Annotated in this window: 16 protein-coding genes; 6 read left to right on the top strand and 10 right to left on the bottom strand. The window is 63.5% G+C overall.

From position 1 onward, the window contains the following. Positions 1–4 precede the first annotated feature (4 nt). The 3 genes from xylB to ACFVTG_RS16110 all read left to right on the top strand — a co-directional run bounded on the left by xylB (position 5) and on the right by ACFVTG_RS16110 (position 4156). Positions 5–1507, top strand: a complete 1503-nt coding sequence (xylB, locus tag ACFVTG_RS16120) for a xylulokinase (protein ID WP_390281980.1) — start codon at positions 5–7, stop codon at positions 1505–1507. Then, positions 1482–2567 carry a Gfo/Idh/MocA family protein gene (locus tag ACFVTG_RS16115; protein WP_390281917.1) on the top strand — a complete coding sequence of 362 codons (1086 nt, stop codon included), beginning with the start codon at positions 1482–1484 and terminating at the stop codon, positions 2565–2567. The genes xylB and ACFVTG_RS16115 overlap by 26 nt, the downstream gene beginning before the upstream one ends. A gap of 374 nt (positions 2568–2941) precedes the next feature. Beyond that, positions 2942–4156 (top strand): ROK family protein, encoded by a 1215-nt coding sequence (locus ACFVTG_RS16110; RefSeq protein ID WP_390281916.1) that lies wholly within the window; start codon positions 2942–2944, stop codon positions 4154–4156. On the opposite strand, the gene ACFVTG_RS16105 is transcribed toward ACFVTG_RS16110, so the two are convergent. The 7 genes from ACFVTG_RS16105 to ACFVTG_RS16075 are packed head-to-tail and all read right to left on the bottom strand — an operon-like array spanning position 4138 to position 11384. Further along, complete coding sequence (locus tag ACFVTG_RS16105) at positions 4138–5259, bottom strand: Gfo/Idh/MocA family protein (protein WP_390281915.1); 1122 nt, start codon at positions 5257–5259, stop codon at positions 4138–4140. The genes ACFVTG_RS16110 and ACFVTG_RS16105 overlap by 19 nt on opposite strands. After that, positions 5244–5942: a ThuA domain-containing protein gene (locus ACFVTG_RS16100; RefSeq protein WP_284751530.1), complete on the bottom strand. Its 699-nt coding sequence runs from the start codon at positions 5940–5942 to the stop codon at positions 5244–5246. Before ACFVTG_RS16100 ends, ACFVTG_RS16105 begins: the two co-directional genes overlap by 16 nt. Positions 5943–5990: 48 nt before the next feature. Then, a complete protein-coding gene (locus ACFVTG_RS16095; RefSeq protein ID WP_390281914.1) occupies positions 5991–6995 on the bottom strand; it encodes a sugar phosphate isomerase/epimerase family protein in 1005 nt (334 codons plus the stop codon). 12 nt (positions 6996–7007) lie between these two features. Beyond that, positions 7008–8201, bottom strand: coding sequence for a Gfo/Idh/MocA family protein (locus ACFVTG_RS16090; protein WP_390281913.1), 1194 nt, complete (start codon positions 8199–8201; stop codon positions 7008–7010). Between the two features lie 34 nt (positions 8202–8235). Then, the gene (locus ACFVTG_RS16085) at positions 8236–9159 is read right to left on the bottom strand and encodes a carbohydrate ABC transporter permease (protein ID WP_390281912.1); all 924 of its coding nucleotides are present in this window, start codon (positions 9157–9159) and stop codon (positions 8236–8238) included. Next, complete coding sequence (locus ACFVTG_RS16080; RefSeq protein WP_390281911.1) at positions 9159–10061, bottom strand: carbohydrate ABC transporter permease; 903 nt, start codon at positions 10059–10061, stop codon at positions 9159–9161. The genes ACFVTG_RS16085 and ACFVTG_RS16080 overlap by 1 nt, the downstream gene beginning before the upstream one ends. A gap of 3 nt (positions 10062–10064) precedes the next feature. Next, on the bottom strand, positions 10065–11384 hold the full coding sequence (locus ACFVTG_RS16075) for an extracellular solute-binding protein (RefSeq protein WP_390281909.1): 1320 nt from the start codon (positions 11382–11384) through the stop codon (positions 10065–10067). Positions 11385–11669: 285 nt separating this feature from the next. Between ACFVTG_RS16075 and ACFVTG_RS16070 the strand changes: the two genes are divergently transcribed. Further along, positions 11670–12704: a LacI family DNA-binding transcriptional regulator gene (locus ACFVTG_RS16070; protein WP_390281908.1), complete on the top strand. Its 1035-nt coding sequence runs from the start codon at positions 11670–11672 to the stop codon at positions 12702–12704. Between the two features lie 28 nt (positions 12705–12732). On the opposite strand, the gene ACFVTG_RS16065 is transcribed toward ACFVTG_RS16070, so the two are convergent. Further along, positions 12733–13212, bottom strand: a complete 480-nt coding sequence (locus tag ACFVTG_RS16065; protein WP_390281907.1) for a hypothetical protein — start codon at positions 13210–13212, stop codon at positions 12733–12735. Further along, positions 13209–13802 carry a MarR family transcriptional regulator gene (locus tag ACFVTG_RS16060; RefSeq protein ID WP_390281905.1) on the bottom strand — a complete coding sequence of 198 codons (594 nt, stop codon included), beginning with the start codon at positions 13800–13802 and terminating at the stop codon, positions 13209–13211. Before ACFVTG_RS16060 ends, ACFVTG_RS16065 begins: the two co-directional genes overlap by 4 nt. 364 nt (positions 13803–14166) lie before the next feature. On the opposite strand from ACFVTG_RS16060, the gene ACFVTG_RS16055 reads away from it, so the two are divergent. Continuing rightward, on the top strand, positions 14167–14403 hold the full coding sequence (locus tag ACFVTG_RS16055; RefSeq protein WP_390281904.1) for a hypothetical protein: 237 nt from the start codon (positions 14167–14169) through the stop codon (positions 14401–14403). Between the two features lie 33 nt (positions 14404–14436). On the opposite strand, the gene ACFVTG_RS16050 is transcribed toward ACFVTG_RS16055, so the two are convergent. Continuing rightward, positions 14437–16413, bottom strand: a complete 1977-nt coding sequence (locus tag ACFVTG_RS16050; RefSeq protein WP_390281903.1) for an amino acid transporter — start codon at positions 16411–16413, stop codon at positions 14437–14439. A 383-nt stretch (positions 16414–16796) separates the two neighbouring features. On the opposite strand from ACFVTG_RS16050, the gene ACFVTG_RS16045 reads away from it, so the two are divergent. Next, positions 16797–16895 carry a potassium-transporting ATPase subunit F gene (locus ACFVTG_RS16045; RefSeq protein WP_078107172.1) on the top strand — a complete coding sequence of 33 codons (99 nt, stop codon included), beginning with the start codon at positions 16797–16799 and terminating at the stop codon, positions 16893–16895. Positions 16896–16897 lie beyond the last annotated feature (2 nt).

Here is a 16897-nt window from a genome sequence, read left to right as displayed (position 1 = left end):
TTCCTTGAACCTTGTTGCCGGGGTTGATTCCTCTACTCAAAGCTGCAAAGTGGTGGTCCTGGACGCGGAAAGCGGTGAGCTTGTCCGTTCGGGGCGAGCGAGCCACCCGGACGGGACGGAGGTCCATCCGGACGAGTGGTGGCGGGCGCTGTCTGAAGCGTTCGACGACGCCGGCGGCCTGGCCAATGTCAGCGCACTGTCCGTAGGGGGCCAGCAGCACGGCATGGTGCTGCTGGACCGCGAGGGCAATGTGGTGCGGCCGGCGTTGTTGTGGAACGACACCCGCTCCGCCGGATCCGCGGAGGATCTCACCGCAGAAGTAGGGGCGGAGGACTTCGCCCAGCGGACCGGGCTGGTGCCGGTGGCTTCATTTACGATCACGAAGATCCGCTGGATCAGGGACCACGAGCCCGAAAGCATGGCCAAGGTGGCCGCCGTCGCGCTCCCCCACGACTGGCTCACGTGGCGTCTCCGCGGTTACGGTCCAGCGGGCTCAAGCCCGCTGGGGCCAGACCTGGACGAACTCACCACTGACCGTTCGGATGCCAGCGGCACCGGCTACTGGAGCCCGCTGACCGGACGCTACGATCTGGACTTGTTCAAGCTGGCGTTCGGCCAGGACGCCCGGGAAGCCTCGGGCGGGTCAGCGACGGCGGCGCCCGGCGTCGTCGTCGTGCCCCGCGTGCTGGGCCCGGGCGAAACCGCGGGGCGTGTGCACCCGGCGTGTTTCGGGGGTACTAGCGCAAGCAGTGCTGTCGAGGGCGGGATCGTGCTCGGCGTCGGGGCGGGGGACAACGCCGCAGCGGCGCTTGGGCTCGGAGCCAAACCCGGCGACGTCGTGGTGTCCGTGGGTACCAGCGGTACAGTGTTCGCCGTCGACTCTTCACCCGGGCACGATGCGAGCGGGACCGTGGCGGGCTTCGCCGATGCGAGCGGTGAGTATTTGCCCATCGCGGTGACCCTGAACGCCGCCCGAGTGCTCAGTTCGGTTGCCGCAGTGCTCGACGTCGACTTCGACGAGCTGTCCAGGCTCGCCCTTGAAGCTGAGCCTGGCTCGGGAGGCGTGGTGCTGGTGCCGTATTTCGAAGGGGAACGGACTCCCAACCTGCCTCACGCGAAGGCCAGTTTCCACGGCCTCAGCATCGCCTCCACCACCCGGCCGAATATCGCCCGGGCCGCCATCGAAGGCATGCTGTGTGGACTCGCCGGAGGGCTGGATGCGCTGCGTGACCAGGGTGTCCGTGCGGAACGATTGCTGCTGATTGGCGGTGCCGTACAGAATCCTGCCGTGCAACGGATTGCGGCCCAGGTGTTCGACCTCCCCGTGGTCGTTCCGAGTCCCGGTGAATACGTGGCCCGAGGGGCGGCTGTGCAGGCAGCGTGGGCGCTCGCAGGGTTCCGCCCGGACTGGCCTGTGGCCGTGGACGCCACACCTGAGCCGGATTTCCGAGCTTCGATCGGCCAGAACTACCGGAAAGCCAGTGTGCGCGTTGACACCGACGCCTGAACCGCTGCTCGTCAGGACGCCGCTTCTTGGTTTCGTGGACCAAGATCCGGTGCCTGCATCGGGCGATCCCGTCCGGTGGGGAATCATCTCCACCGGACGGATCGCGTCCACGGTCGTCAGCGACCTCGCGCTCCTTCCCGACGCCGTCCTGCAGTCCGTGAGTTCCCGGACCCAGGAAAACGCGGAGGCGTTTGCTTCCGAGCACGGCTTCCAGAGCGCCTACGGCGACGACGGCGGGCTTCCGGGGTACCAGCGACTACTCCGGGATCCTGCGGTGGACGTGGTCTACGTGGCCACGCCGCACACGAGCCACTACTTGGTGGCGAAGGCGGCACTCAAAGCCGGAAAGCACGTGCTGTGCGAGAAGCCGTTGACCATCAACGCCCGTGAAGCAGAAGATCTGGTCAGCCTGGCCCGGGAGAAAAGCCTGTTCCTGATGGAGGCCGTACGGACCCGGTTCCTGCCCAGCGTGCAACGGGCAGCTGAAATCATCGCATCCGGTGAACTCGGCGAGGTCCGGTGGTTGCAGGCTGATCTCGGATTTCCGGCGCCTGATCGGCCCGATTCCCGGCTATGGAGGCGCGAAGACGGGGGAGGCGCCCTGATGGACGTTGGGGTGTATCCCCTGACCTGGGCGCTTTTTAGCCTCGGCCGCCCCCAGTCCATCACGGCCACGGCACATCTCACCGATGGCGGAGTGGATTCCGAGACCGCACTGACGTTGTCCTACTCGTCCGGGGCGCAGGTCCAGGCCATGACGTCATTGACCGCGGCCACCCCGCAGACGGCCACCGTATGCGGCACGAAGGGGATGCTGCGCTGCAACGCCCCGCTGTTCAATCCAAGCGAGCTAACCATCACCTCCGGCTCCGGCGAGCAACGTGTGGAGAAATTCGCTACGGTCGGCCATGGCTATACGTACCAGTTGCGCGAAGTGATTCGCTGCCTGCAGGAGGGCCTGCTCGAGAGCCCCACGATGCCGTTGGCGGATACCCTGACCACCATGTCCCTGCTGGATGAAGCACGTAGCCAAGCGGGAATCAGCTACCCGGGGGACTAAGGGACTAACGGCGGCGGGGCTTCGCGTGACTTTTTGTCAGAGCCAGCCGATACGGTTTGTCGCATTAAATGTTGTGTTCCATGTTGACGGGAAGCTAGCCCCGAACGAGTTCACGGGCGTCCGGACCGGACGGTTCTCAAAGAAGACCTCTTACCTGATCGTCCAGGTGGACCAACTGCGCTGACACGACCAAACGGGAACGTTCCGAAGTAGCCTGAGACTGCCTCGTTGCGTTTGGGGGCGACTCGCGTCCCCGGCCGCGTCCCCGCGCAGGACTGTTACCGGGCCGCGCGGCACGGTCCAAATGGCCAGCAACCTCGGGTCCCTGAATGATGATGAAGATCACCTTGTCAAAACAGGATCCTGGAGGAAACATGCCCGCCACGCCGTCGCCCGGGAGAGTGGGCGATGTCCGCAGGCAGAACCTGGCACTCGTGCTCGACGGGATCCAGGGGAACGGCGGGGCCACGCGCGCGCAGCTTGCCGCGGAAAGCGGCCTGACGAAGGCCTCCGTTTCGAGCCTGGTAGCCGATCTGCTTGAGTCCGGCCTGGTGCTGGAAACAAGTGTCACCCGCGACGGCGAACGGGGACGGCCCGGAACCGGTCTTGTCCTCAATCCGGCTCGCGGCGCTTTGGCCGCGGAAATCAATGTGGACTACCTCGCGGTGGGAGTCCTGGACTTCGCAGGGAAACTGGTCTTCCACGAAACCCTTGAACGGCACAACCGTGGGAGCCGGCCTTCCGACATCCTGCCGCTCCTCGTCGCGATGGCTCAGCGGGCAGCGGCAAAGGCGGCGGACGCGGGCGTCGAGCTTCTTGGCGGGGAACTGACGGTGCCCGGATTGGTGGATACGGAACACAACGTGGTGGTGGCCGCACCGAACCTGGGGTGGGCCGACGTCGGGCTGTCCGAAGAGCTGCCCCGGCTCCTGCCCGAAGCCCCCTTCGGAGTGACCCTCTCGAACGAGGCCAATAGCGCCGCGCTCGCGGAACTCTGGTTTGGCCACGGCGCAGATCACGGTACAAGGGATCGGTTCCGGGACTTCCTGTACATTTCCGGCGAAGTGGGCGTTGGTGGCGGCCTGGTCATGGCTTCCCAGCTCTTCGACGGCCCCCAGGGTCATGCCGGTGAGATCGGGCATGTGGTGGTGCATCCCGACGGCCCGCTGTGCGCCTGCGGCGGCCACGGCTGCCTTGAAACGTTCGCGGGCCAGGACGCCATATATTCCGCTGCTGGAATGGATCGGGATTCGACCACGCGGCATACGGCCCACTTGCTGCAACTTGCCCACGATGGCGATGAACTCGCGGGTTCAGCGGTGGAACAGGCCGGACGGTATCTCGGAATCGCGGTGGCCTCCACAGCGCGGGTGGCGAACATTTCCGCCGTCGTGCTGGGCGGTCATTTCGCCGTACTCGAGGAGTGGATCGCTCCCGCGCTGCGCCGGAGCTTGGACCACCACGCACCGGGACTGATCCCGGAAGGAAACCTGGCGTTCTCCGGACTGGGGCAGACGGGGGCCCTCAGGGGCGCCGCAGCAACCTCAGTCCGGAGAATTTTGAGCCAGGCCTACGAACTGATTCCCTGAACCTCCGCGAGCGGGGCCGCCAGCGCGGTCAGCTCCACGAGGTCCGGCCGTGCCACCGTGCTTTCGATCGACACCGCTGAGCCATTGTGGGCGGATGCGAGCACCGATTCCATGACCTCGAGCGCGTGGAACGCCAGTTGGCCGCCCGCGCGCGGCTCGGCGCCGGCCGGGGTGGCGGCGAGGTCGGCGATGCCGAAGCCCCTGCCCGAATCGATGTAGCCGGCCGAGACCGGAAGGGTCTGCCACGAGTCGGTGCCAAGGGTGAAGAGCTGGACGTCGCCGTCGAAGTGGTTCGGATCGGGAACCACCAGGGACCCTGCCGCGCCGTGGATCTCGATGTTGGCCGACTTGGTTTTCACCGCGTCGAAGCTCATCACCAGCGTGGACAGGGCGCCGGAGGCGTGGACCAGGACCCCGGTCACGTGCGAATCGATGGTCACCGGAATCACCTCGCCCTCGCGCGGGCCAGAACCAATGGTGCGCGTATTCCGTGTGTGGCTTGCGGCCCCAATGACCGAGACCACCGGGCCCAGCAGCGTGACCAGGGCGCTCACGTAGTAGGGACCCATGTCCAGCAGCGGTCCGCCGCCGGGCTGGTAGTAGAAGTCCGGGTTGGGGTGCCACCGCTCATGTCCCGGGGTCACCATGGTCGCCGTGGCCGAGATCGGCGTCCCGATCAGGCCGTCGTCGATCGCCTTCCGGGCGGTCTGGATCCCGGTGCCGAGCACCGTATCCGGCGCGCAGCCGACCACGACGCCGGCCTCCCGCGCCGCGTCCAGCACTTGCCGTGCCTCGGCGGTCGTCGCAGCGAGCGGCTTCTCACCATAGACACTCTTGCCGGCGGCGATCGCCTTCAAAGCGATCGGCGCATGCGCGGCCGGAATCGTGAGGTTCAGGACGAGCTCGACGTCGTCTGCCGCCAGGAGCTCGTCGACCGTCACCGCGCGGACGCCGTCGTAAGAATCCGCGACCGCCTGCGCCCGTGCGGGATCGAGGTCCGCGACGGCTACCAGGTCAATCGCTTCGAGTCGTCGGAAATTTGCCAGGTACTGGGCAATGATGGCTCCGCAGCCAATGATTCCGACCTTCAGCGGCTTGCCCACAGCATGCCCCTTTCGATGATCGCGCGGACGTTGCTGTCCTGAAGGATTTCCACGCGGTGGCCCGGGGTGCAGACGAAGATCCGTCCTTCGGCCCACTGCCGGGTCCAGATGGCGGGAGAGGTGACCTCCCGGTTCCACTGGTCCCATTCGCGGACCTTCTGGGTGGTGGTGGCGAGGACGTCGATGTAGTCGTCAGACAGGACCCAGTACTGCTCGGTGACCAAATCGAAGTCGCCGATTCCCTGCGTGATGGGGTGGCTGTCGGCGGCAGGCAGCATGTTCACTGTGTACGGCACGTAATTGTCCGACTGCTCGCCGATACGTTCGTCCGGATGTTTGCCCGGGTGACAGGCGAACTGGCCGCCGATCATATGCAGGTAGTCAGAGTTGTTCCGGTAGGAATCAGCGATGCCGCCGTGCCAGCCGGCAAGTCCCGTGCCGTTTTCGACGGCGGTGCGGAGCCCCTCGAACTCGTCTTTCTCGATGGTGGACATGGTCATGCACTGCACGATCAGGTCCACGCCGGCCATATATGCCGAATCGGCATATACCTTCGGGGATTCCTCCACCCGGACGTCGTAGCCGTTGTCCTTGAGGAACGGGATGAAGAGTTCCGTGGCTTCGAATGGCTGGTGGCCATCCCAGCCGCCACGGACCACCAGGGCGGTCTTCTTGTCAGTCATGGTTTCCTTTGCATAGAAATACGGCCGTACAGCCGAAAGACGAAATGGTCAGCGGCTTGAGAATGCGGCGTCGAAAGCGGCGACAGGCGGGGCGATGGCGGCGAGTTCCCGGACCATGGCCAGGGATTGCGGCGCTCCCACGAGGCGGTCCATGCCGGCGTCTTCCCACTCGACGCTGGTTGGACCCTCGTAGCCGATCGCATTGAGCGTCCGGAAGATCGGCTCCCATTTCACGTCGCCATGGCCTGCGGTGACGAAGTCCCAGCCCCGGCGCGGGTCCGCCCATGGAAGGTGGGATCCGAGCCGGCCGTTGCGGCCATTGAGCTGGCGGATGGATTCCTTGACGTGCACGTGGAAGATCTTCGGCGCGAAATCCTGGAGGAACATCACCGGGTCCAGGTCCTGCCAGATGAAGTGGGATGGATCGAAGTTCAACCCGAAGCTCTCTCTGTGCCCCACGGCGTCCAGGGTACGTTTCGTCGTCCAGTAGTCGTAGGCGATCTCGGAGGGGTGCACTTCCAGGGCGAAGCGGACCCCCACCTCGTCGAACACGTCGAGGATCGGGTTCCAGCGGTCCGCGAAATCCTGGTAGCCGCGCTCGATCATCGACTCCGAGGCGGGCGGGAACATGGCCACGGCCTTCCAGATGGAGGAGCCCGTGAATCCCGTGACGGTCTTGACGCCGAGGCGTGCCGCGGCCCGTGCCGTCGCCTTCATGGCCTCGGCAGCGCGTTGGCGTACCCCTTCAGGATCGCCATTGCCCCAAACCTCGTCGGAGAGGATGTCCCGGTGGCGCTCATCGATGGGGTCGTCGCACACGGCCTGGCCCGTGAGGTGGTTGGCAATCGCGAAGACCTTCAGGCCGTTCTTCTCGAGGATGTCGAGGCGTTCCTGGACATAGCCGTCGTCCACGGAAGCGCGGTAGGGATCGAGGTGGTCGCCCCAGCAGGCGATTTCGAGCCCGTCGAAGCCCCACTCGCCGGCAAGGCGGGCGACCTCTTCGAACGGCAGATCGGCCCATTGGCCGGTGAACAGTGTGATGGGTCTTGTCATCGGTGTTTCCTCCTAGACTTTCTGCCAGCGGCTGGACTCTGCGGCGCTGCCTTCCACGGCGGCCAGGACTTTTTGCACCTGCAGGGCATCAGCGAACGACGGCGAGGGCTGCTCGCCTGCGCCGATCGCCGTCACGAGGTCCACCACTTGGTGCGTGAAGCCGTGCTCGTATCCGAGGCCATGGCCGGTGGGCCACCAGTTGCCGACATAGGGGTGTTCGGGTTCCGTCACGAAGATCCGGCGGAATCCGGCGTCGGGCGATTCGGCGGCGTCGTAGAAGGACAAGACGTTCATGTCTTCGAAGTCGAACGCGAGCGACGCCTTGGTGCCGTTGACCTCCAGGCGCATGGCGTTCTTGCGTCCCAGCGCGAAACGCGTGGCCTCGAAAACGCCGACGGCGCCCGCGGAAGTAGCGCCGCCGTCAAACCTCGCGGTGAAAATGGCGGCGTCATCGACGGTAACCGTGCCGCGCGGCGCATCCGCGCCGACGTCGCCGTGGCCGCCGAGGCCCACGAGGTCACCGGCCAGCGGGCGCTCGTGGACGAACGTTTCCAGGAGCGCGGAAACGCCCGTGATCTTCCGCCCTGTGACCCACTGCGCGGCGTCGATGCTGTGCGCTCCGATGTCGCCCAAGGATCCCGATCCGGACTTGGACTTGTCCAGCCGCCAAGTCATGGGCGCGTTTTCGTCGCTGAGCCAGTCCTGCAGGTACTGTGCCCGCACGTGCCGGATGGTTCCCAGCCGGCCCTCTTCGACCATCCGCTTGGCCAACGCCAACGCTGGCGTGCGGCGGTAGCTGAAGCCGCACATCGAGAACACCCCGCGTTCTGCCGCGGCCTGGGCGGCTTCGGTCATGCGCTCCGCCTCCGCCACGGAATTGGCGAGGGGTTTCTCGCAGAGCACGTGCTTGCCCGCTTCAAGGGCAGCGATCGCGATCTCGGCGTGCGTGTTGCCCGGGGTGCAGATGTCGATCAGGTCGATGTCGTCCCGCTCGATGAGCCGGCGCCAATCCGTCTCCACGGATCCCCAGCCGAGCTTGCCCGCGGCCGCCCGGACGCCGTCGTCGTTCCGGCCGCACAGGGCGGTGAGCTGGGGGTCCAGCGGGAGATCGAAGAACCGCGGCGCTGTCCGCCAGGCGTGGGAGTGGGCGGCGCCCATGAATGCGTAGCCGACCATGCCGACGCGCAAGGGCTTTGCGGTAGTCATTGTGTTTCCTTTCGTGCTTTTCAAGAAGCGTTGGCTATTTGCTGAATCCTGCGGTCAGTCCGCTGAGCAGCTGGCGGCGGGCCACCACATAGATGACCAGCAGCGGCAAGGTGGCGAGCACCACGGACGCCAGTATGGCGGGGATGTTGACACTGAATTCGCCCTGGAAAGTCCACAAGGACAGCGGAAGAACGCGGGTGGACGGGCTCTGGGTCAGGATCAGCGGGAACAGGAACCCGTTCCAGACTCCCAGCGCGTTGTAGATGCCAACAGTCACGACGGCGGGGCGCGTCATGGGCAGCGCGAGTCGCCACATCATGGCCCAGTCCGAGCATCCGTCGAGCCGCATGGACTCGAACAACTCGTTGGGAACATCGCGCATGAAGTTGCTCAGGATGAGGACGGAAATAGGAATGGCGAACGCGATGGAGGGGAGGATCAGCGCCAACAAGGTGTCATAGAGATGCGCCTTGGTGATCATCCAGTAGATCGGGATGATCGTGGCGTGCAATGGAATCGCCAGGCCCAGGAGGAACGTGTTGTTCGTCCACGTCAGGAACCGGCCCTTGCCCCGGACGATCGCGTAGGCGGCCATGAACGAGACCAGGAGCGCCGGCACGACGCTGCCGACTGTGACCACCAGGCTGTTGAAGAAGTACATGGCGAAGTCGTTGTCCAGGACCAGCTTGTAGTTGTCCAGGGTCGGCTCGGTGGGCGGCATCATCGGGTTCGAGGTGAAGAACCCGGCCTGGTTCTTCAGGCTGGTCACCACCACGTAGTAGATGGGAACGATGATGATCGCCAACCAAAGCCAGCCGCCCAGGCCGCCCAGATAGTTGGGGCGGAGCCGTCCGGGGCCTTTGGCGCCTTTTGATCGCTGGCCATGATTGTGGCCTTGCTTGTTGCTTAGCGCGGCGCGCCTTGCCGGCGGTGCGGGAATCTGGGTTGTGGAAGCCATCAGGCACCTTCCAATTGGCTTGCGTTGCGGTTCTTGCCACCGAGTCTTTGCAGGAGGAGGGCCAGGGCAAGGCCGATCACCACGAGGATGACGCCCAGGGCGCTCGCCGCTCCCATGTCATTGGCCTTGAAGCCGGTCAGATACATGTGGAGCGGTAGCAGCCGCGTGGAATAGCCCGGGCCTCCTCCGGTGAGGACAAAGACGAGGTCGAAGTAGGCCAGTGAGCCGACCACCATGAGGGTGGAGGACGTGATGATGGTGTACTTCAACTGGGGCAGGGTGATGGCGAAGAACTGCTGGACGCGCCCGGCGCCGTCGATTTGGGCCGCTTCGTAGAGCGACGCCGGGATCTGGCGTACGCCGCCTTGGTAGATGAGCGTGTGGAACGGGACAAACTGCCAAGCGATGACGAACACGACGACGAACAGCACCAGATCCGAGTTGCCGAGCCAGTCCTGGGCGAGGAATGGAAGACCCAAGCCCGGACCGAGGCCGAAGTTCGGGTCCAAGAGGGCCTTGTAAGCGATGGCGACGGCCGCGGAGGACAGCAGCAGCGGCACGAAGTAGAGGACGGCGAGGGCCGCGCGGTATTTCTGGGATGCGGAAGTGAAGACTCCGAGGAGCAAACTGATGGGAGCCTGGACGATGAACGAGAAGAACATGATCTTGGCGGTGACCCACAGGGCATTGCCGGTGACGGGATCAGTCAGGACCGTGGTCCAGCTGGACAAGCCGTCCAGCTTGATTTCGCCCAGCCCGTCCCATTTGGTGAAGCTGAGGAAGAGCACACCGAAGAGCGGGATGATGGCGAAGAGGAGGAAGAAGACGAGGGCTGGTGAGGCCAGCCACCCCGACGGGCCCCTTTCAAGGACCCGCCGGGAAGAACCGGTTGAGGTAGACACTGGTTATTTTCCGATCGTTGCGTTCATGGTCGAGACGAACTGATCGGGGCTGATCTTCTTCAGGAAGATCTGGTCCAGGTTCGCCAACATGGCGTCTCCCTGGGCGGGGCTGAGGGCCTGGTCCCAGGAGAGGGTGAAGCTCGGGGCGTTCTTGGCCATGCCGTACACGTAGCTCAGGAAGTCCTTGTCCGGCGATGCGGCCAGCTTGCTTTCGATGCCCGTGGTCACGGGAACGGCTCCGGAGTCAATCAAGGCCTGCGTGTCGGCGTCGGTGAACATTCCGCTCTTGAAGTAGTCGAGGGCTGCCTTCTTCTGGCTGTCAGTGGCCTTGGAAGAGATCGACCAGAAGTTGGACGGGTTGCCCACGACGTTGGCCGGATCGCCCTTGCCGCCGGAAACGGTGGGGAAGGTGACGTAGCCCAGCTTGCCGTTCTTGACGAAGTCCGCGGCGTCCTTCTTCATGCTCTGGTAGATCCAGCCACCCTGCAGGATCATGGCGGCCTTGCCGGTGTAGAGGAGGGCCTGGTCTGCGTTGCTGTCGGCGGCGATGGAGGAGAAGCCGTTGGCGAATCCGCCGGCGTCCACCAGGTCCTGGATCTTGCTCAGGGCTTCCTTGACGGCAGGATCGGACCAGGCGCCGGGCTTGTTGGCGGCGATGTTCGCGAAGACATCGGGTCCGCCTATGCGCTCCACGAGGTATTCGAGCCACATCAAGTCAGGCCACTTGGATTGGCCGCCGAGGGAGAAGGGAGCGATTCCCGCGGCCTTGAACTTCGGCACCAGGGCCATCAGTTCATCCCAGGTCTTGGGGGCTTGGGCGCCGATTTTATCGAAGACTTCCTTGTTGTAGTACAGGACCACGGGCTGCACGTTGTTGTTGGGCAGGGCATAGGTCTTGCCGGCGATCACGCCGTTCTTGAGCACGGACGGCAGGTAGCGGTTCTTGACATCGGGGTTTGACGCTACGAAGTCCGACAGGTCGGCCACTTGGCCGGCGTCGACATAGGACTTCAGCACGCCGCCGCCCCAACCGTAAATGAAGGTGGGTCCTTGACCGGCGCCGACGGCGGTGCGCACCTTGGTCTTGTACGCGTCGTTCGCGAAGAAATCGAGCTTGACGGTCTCGTCCGGGTGGGCTTTGTTCCACGCATCGATGGACTTCTGGAGTACGGGCTGGTTACCGCCCGTGAGGCCCCACATGGTGGCCGAATCGGCGTTGCCTGCCGAACTTGCCGGTCCACTGGATCCGCAAGCTGCGAGGGAGATCGATACGGCCGCAGCAGTAACGGCGATCGCTGCTGAACGCAACGTGAGTTTTACCATTTGCAATTCCATTCGTCCTCCGGGCTCGACGTTGATTGCCCGGCTTTGCTTTCGGGAGTCCGGCCGTCAGGGGAGAGGCTGCACTGCCGCTGAATATGCTTGATCCGAATCTTCGAAATATTTCGACAATATTTTCGGTCCGTTAGGCAAATTTAGCTGTGGCATGGGTCACCGTCAAGGCAAATCACGCATAAAGTTCAACTCTTTTACGAAATAGCGGTTGACTCTGCTTGCCCAACCACCCAGACTTGTGTCGACGAAATATTTCGAAAGAGTTGAGGATCCATGGTCAGCAATGAACGTCCCGGCAAGGTGACATTGGCCGCCATCGCCCGGGAGGCGGGCGTCTCGATGCCGACAGTCTCGAAGGTCGTCAATGGGCGCGAGGACGTTGCCGCCGGCACGCGTGCCAAAGTCCTGACCGCGCTGGAGCGGACGGGATACAAGTCACCGCTTCAGCGAAAGAACATCGCCGGCCGTCCGCCAGTTGTGGAGGTTGTCTTCGACACCTTGAATTCGGCGTATGGAGTGGAAGTCCTCAACGGCGTGCTGGAGCACGCGGCCGTCTCCGACGTCGAAGTCCTGCTCAACATCACCGGGCAGCAATCGGCGTCGAAGTTGAGCCTCGAGCAGCGGGCGCAGCGAATCGTCGATGAAGGCCGCAGCGGCATGATCGTGGTGACCTCGGCGTTCAGTTCGGCCCAGTTGGATCCATTTCGACGGCGGCAGATACCTATCGTTGTCATCGACCCGCTCAACCCGCCACCAGGTGACGTGGTCAGCGTCGGCGCCAGCAACTGGGCCGGGGGCAAGGCTGCCACGGCGCACCTGCTGGATCTAGGGCACCGCAGGATCGCCTATCTGGGTGGACCGGAAGCTGCCGAGTGCAACCAGGCCCGGTTACACGGCTACATGGCCGCGCTGATGGCGAAAGGGGTGCCCGTCGAGGAGCGCTACATCATGTCGGGACCCTTCCGCTCCGAGAATGGTGTTGCGGGAATGAAGGCCCTGCTTCAACTCGAAGAGCGCCCAACGGCAATTTTCGCCGCAAGCGACAGCATCGCTTTGGGCGTGCTCGCCGAGGCCCGTCGGCAAAAGATCCGCATCCCGGAGGACATCAGCGTGGTGGGATTCGACGGAACCTACCAAGCGGAGGAATCGGTCCCTCCGCTGACGTCCGTATCCCAGCCACTCCAGGAGATGGGCCGCGCCGCGCTGCGATTCGTCCTGCGCCAAATGCGGGGTGACGCGTTGGACTCGCGGCGAGTGGAACTCGCTACGCACCTTGTGGTCCGCGAATCCACGGCGCCGCCGGCGTAGGCATAGGGAAGGGGTGCCTAGATCGGTTTCAACTCCCGTAGGGAGGCAACACTTCCACGAGTTTCCTTGCTCCGTCCAGCACCAACTGAGCTTCGATTATCTGTTCGAGGGCTTCCTCTACAGCCATAGCGTCCTCAGGCTGCTGCGGGTATTCATTATCGTTCCGAATTCGTCGCATCACTGAGAACTTGCCTACGATCTCTCGGCCCGTTTTGCCCAGCTGAGCTTTTAGGCATTCCTCGATGACATAGTGCCCCCCGCTCGAGGTTGGCCTTAGCCCTTGGATTTGAAGAACCGCGGAAAGTGCCTTTCGTGCTCCGTCGTAGCTCATCTGGTAGCTCCCCATGGGGTCACTTTCTGCAATCAGGCTGGCAGATTCAATGTGCTTGGCGGCAACACTGAGCAAGTACTCGGCCATTTCCTCTGAGGCAGATACCTGTTCTAACTTCCTTGCTCTCAATAACTCATCGACTGCGGCTCGTCCTTCATCCCACCGGAGCACCCTCATGCCGTTGCCAATCTGTCGTGCAGGTGTAGGTCAACTGTGGGCCTTCGTGCAATTTCGCGCAGCAACCCATCGCTCTTGGTTCGCCAATCCTCGCGCGAGCTCACCCGAATGTTCACTTCTTTACCAATGAGGTCGGTCGCTTCGTTGGCCAGAACGGCGGCTGCTCGCGGCCTCATCGTACCGATCACGAGGACATCAACATCGTTCGGATCGTGCCCCGGGATCCCTGAGGCACGCTCTGCCCATGACCCGAAAATAAGCGCCTGGTCAATGTCGGGCTGAGACTCTAGCAACCTTTGCAGGATGGGGACGGGGCCATAGGAATATCGGATGATTTCCTGAAGTGGTTTGTATAGGGGGTGTTGGGTATCGGCGATAACCAAGCGGGCCCGTCCAACGTGTCTGTCAATCACGTAACCCGCCGCGACCAAACGGTCGACCTCGCGCATCACTGTCGCTGGGGAAGTTCCCGCCGCCTTGGCGAGAGAGCTGATCGTGTGTTCTCCGTGGCCCATGAATATCTCCGCGAGGATCACTCCCTGCGTCTCCGAGCGCAGGAAGGGGGCTAATGCCGATGGCATTGTTTTCATATAGTGAAGGTTATCGTTCGGTTATTGAAAAGGTCAATGGGGGTGTTTGGGAGATTTCGGGCTAAGCACCGCGAGAGCCGTGCCTCAGTGATGGACGCCTGATCCTACGAGGAGCCCATCGATGTCCCTTAGCGTGGCCGCGTGCGCTTCTTCCCCGCCTACCCCTAGCACCCATGGCGTCCCGTTGGCACTGCGTGCGCGCTCGAGGGTTGGGGTTTCAAAGAGTTCGGCCACGAGGGCATCCCGGGTTGTCGGGAAGAAGCGCTGCAAACGATGCGCCAGCACACCGCGCGGAGGGCGAAGAATTAGCACTCCCTTAACGGGCAGGCTCGAGGATTGCGGGCAGGCGTGGCAGACTTCGGCCATGAGTATCGAGCACTGGTGGCCGAAGCTGAAGCCGTCCACCCAGAAATGGCTGATCGACAACAATGGCGACGCGGTGTCCCCGGAAGTGGTCGCCGAGATCACCCAAGTTGGAGGCGTTATTACTTCCGATGCTTGGTGGGTTGGTGAGAGTGGGCCTTCGGGGTTCTATTTCTCGGACGAGGCGGTCGACTGGATCGAAGCGGTAGGGAACGGCGAGGTTCCCGAGCGGCCCTGACGGCATCGCGGCCTGGGCGCCGTGTATCAACGCTCAGCCCACGTGGACCCACGGGCGGCGGCTGACATCGGGTTCGGCTTCACGCAGGACTTCACGGGTGACAGGGGCGATTTCCCCCTCGCCGAGGAATAGGAAGCGAAGAAGGTTGATGACCGGGTTCCCTTCGGTCCAGCGGAAGTAGATGTGCGGCATGAGGCCCGTCACGTCGCGGATGTGCAGCAGCACCGAGGCGATGGTGTTGGGGACAACGGGGCCGTGGACTTCGAGGATCTGGTGTCCGTGCCGAACCACCCCGTGGACTTCGAGTGCGGTTTCGAAATCGGAGGAATCGTCAACGATCACCTCCAGGAAGAGCGCCTGGTAATCCACCGGTATGTGGCTGACCTCGATCGCCGAGGTGAGTTTGTCCCGGTAGGCCTCAGCCGTGAGGCGGAGGGGTTCGTGGGCGATGAGCGCAATCGGGCCGCTCAAGTTGGTGGACATGAATTCCAGCGCCTGGCGGTCCAGATGGACGTGGGTGGCGTGCAGCTCGAAGGAGCGCCGGATCCTGGAGAGCAGGGAAATCACGATGATTCCCACGATAAAGATCGCGGCGATCCGGATGCCTTCGGGACGTTCGAAGATGTTGGCAATGGTGGTGTAGGTGAAGACGATGGCGATGATGCCGAACGCGACAGTGCGCTTGCTCTGCCTCAAGCGGCGCGCGGAAAGGGTCACGGCAACGGCAGCCGATGTCATGAGCACCAACACGCCGGTCGCGTACGCACCACCTTGGGCGTCGACGTCGGCGTTGAAAAGGAAAGTGATCAGGAACCCGATGAGGGTGAACACCAACACCAGTGGGCGCACCGCCCGTGCCCATCCCGGTGCCATTCCATAGCGCGGCAGATACCGTGGGACCAGGTTCAGCAGCCCGGCCATGGCGGAGGCGCCTGCGAACCACAGGATGGCGATGGTGCTGAGGTCGTAGACGGTGCCGAAGCCCACACCGAGGTATTGGTGCGCCAGGAATGCCAGCGCGCGTCCATTGGCCTGGCCGCCGGGCTGGAATTCCTGATCCGGAATGAGCACGACCGTGGTGAAGCTGGTAGCGATCAGGAATGAACTCATGATGACTGCCGCAGTGGTCAGGAGGCGGCGGGTTCCTTTGATCCGTCCGGCCGGGTTGTCCTCGGTGTCCGAGGCACGTCCACGGATCTGGGGCATCACGGCGACGCCGGTCTCGAAACCGGACAGGCCCAGTGCGAGTTTGGGAAACACGAGTAGGGCGATGCCGATCACCATGAACGGGTTTCCGTGGGAGGTAGACAGTGCATGCCACCAGTCGCCCACTGCGACCGGATGGTCGAACACCTCCACGAACGTTGAGAAGACGACGACGACGTTGAGGCCCAGGTAGATCACGACGAGAACCACGGCCACGCCAATGGCTTCCTTGAATCCGCGCAGGAATACGGCGGCAAGCAGGGCCAACAGGAACAAGGTCACCAGGATGTTCTGTCCCTGCAGCCAAGCGGGGGCGAGCGGATTTTGGATCGCGTGCGCGGTGGCGTCCGCGGCCGAGAGGGTCATGGTGATCATGAAGTCCGTTGCCGCGAACCCGAGGAGAACGAGGACGAGGAGCTTCCCTCCCCAGCGTGGCAAGAGGCGCTCAAGCATCGCTATGGATCCCTCGCCGCGGTGGCTTTCCCCTGCTACGCGGTGGTACACAGGCAGGGCGCCTAGCAAGGTGACGGCCACGAGGACGATGGTGGCCAAGGGGGAGATCACTCCCGCAGCCAGGGCTGCGATGGCCGGCTGGTAGCCGAGGGTGGAGAAATAATCGACGCCGGTGAGGCACATGACCTGCCACCACGAATGCTTCTTCAGATGGGGATCACCCACCGCGCCTGGGCCTTGGTGCGATCCTTTGGAGTCCTGCAGTCCGAACAGCAGCCATGTCCGCAAGGAGGCCATGCCCCCGGGCCGTGGTGCCGAAGGATCAGCCGGCGGCCTGCTCAAGGTAGTCATGGTGTCCTTTCCGCGCGACGCGCAGGCACCGCGATCATGCTGAAGATAACACCGACTACCGGTCTTTTCGCTGGTTGAAGGCGATCTTGATGAATCCTTAACGGTGGTGCCCCGGAAGCTGCAGCGCGCCCGTCAAGAAGCCGCACCTGTTAAGAAGCCGTCAAGATTCGGCCCTGCGGTGTTAAGGAACCATCAGGAACCGATTTTCGCCGCCGACCAAGGAGTTGACTGGCATCAGCCCCGCAAACGGGGCGCGGATGAAAGGACGTTCCAATGGCCGACGTGGCTGTTGTGGGGATCTTCGTGGCGTCCATGGGGATCGTGATGTGGGTTGCCCACCTTCTGGGCAAAATCGTCGACGGCGATGGGCCGGTGAGCGGGCAGTGAGCGCGGACGCCGTGATGTGGTTGGTCCTGTTCATTGCAGGCCTGTGCCTGTTCGGCTACCTTCTGGCCGTCTTGATCCACCCGGAAAAGTGGTGATC

Origin of the sequence: Arthrobacter sp. NPDC058127 (genome assembly GCF_042884555.1) — a bacterium.
Classification (GTDB): domain Bacteria; phylum Actinomycetota; class Actinomycetes; order Actinomycetales; family Micrococcaceae; genus Arthrobacter.
The sequence above is the reverse complement of the archived record's forward strand: the minus strand, read 5'-3'. Positions and strand labels throughout refer to the sequence as shown.

Excerpts from the sequence above, each read along its gene's own strand:
- ACFVTG_RS16050 (WP_390281903.1), bottom strand. The coding sequence starts at position 16,413 with ATGACTACCTTGAGCAGGCCGCCGGCTGATCCTTCGGCACCACGGCCC.
- ACFVTG_RS16090 (WP_390281913.1), bottom strand. The coding sequence starts at position 8,201 with ATGACTACCGCAAAGCCCTTGCGCGTCGGCATGGTCGGCTACGCATTC.
- ACFVTG_RS16060 (WP_390281905.1), bottom strand. The coding sequence starts at position 13,802 with ATGAAAACAATGCCATCGGCATTAGCCCCCTTCCTGCGCTCGGAGACG.
- ACFVTG_RS16075 (WP_390281909.1), bottom strand. The coding sequence starts at position 11,384 with ATGGTAAAACTCACGTTGCGTTCAGCAGCGATCGCCGTTACTGCTGCG.
- ACFVTG_RS16070 (WP_390281908.1), top strand. The coding sequence starts at position 11,670 with ATGGTCAGCAATGAACGTCCCGGCAAGGTGACATTGGCCGCCATCGCC.
- ACFVTG_RS16110 (WP_390281916.1), top strand. The coding sequence starts at position 2,942 with ATGCCCGCCACGCCGTCGCCCGGGAGAGTGGGCGATGTCCGCAGGCAG.
- ACFVTG_RS16085 (WP_390281912.1), bottom strand. The coding sequence starts at position 9,159 with ATGGCTTCCACAACCCAGATTCCCGCACCGCCGGCAAGGCGCGCCGCG.
- ACFVTG_RS16065 (WP_390281907.1), bottom strand. The coding sequence starts at position 13,212 with ATGAGGGTGCTCCGGTGGGATGAAGGACGAGCCGCAGTCGATGAGTTA.
- ACFVTG_RS16100 (WP_284751530.1), bottom strand. The coding sequence starts at position 5,942 with ATGACTGACAAGAAGACCGCCCTGGTGGTCCGTGGCGGCTGGGATGGC.
- ACFVTG_RS16095 (WP_390281914.1), bottom strand. The coding sequence starts at position 6,995 with ATGACAAGACCCATCACACTGTTCACCGGCCAATGGGCCGATCTGCCG.
- ACFVTG_RS16055 (WP_390281904.1), top strand. The coding sequence starts at position 14,167 with ATGAGTATCGAGCACTGGTGGCCGAAGCTGAAGCCGTCCACCCAGAAA.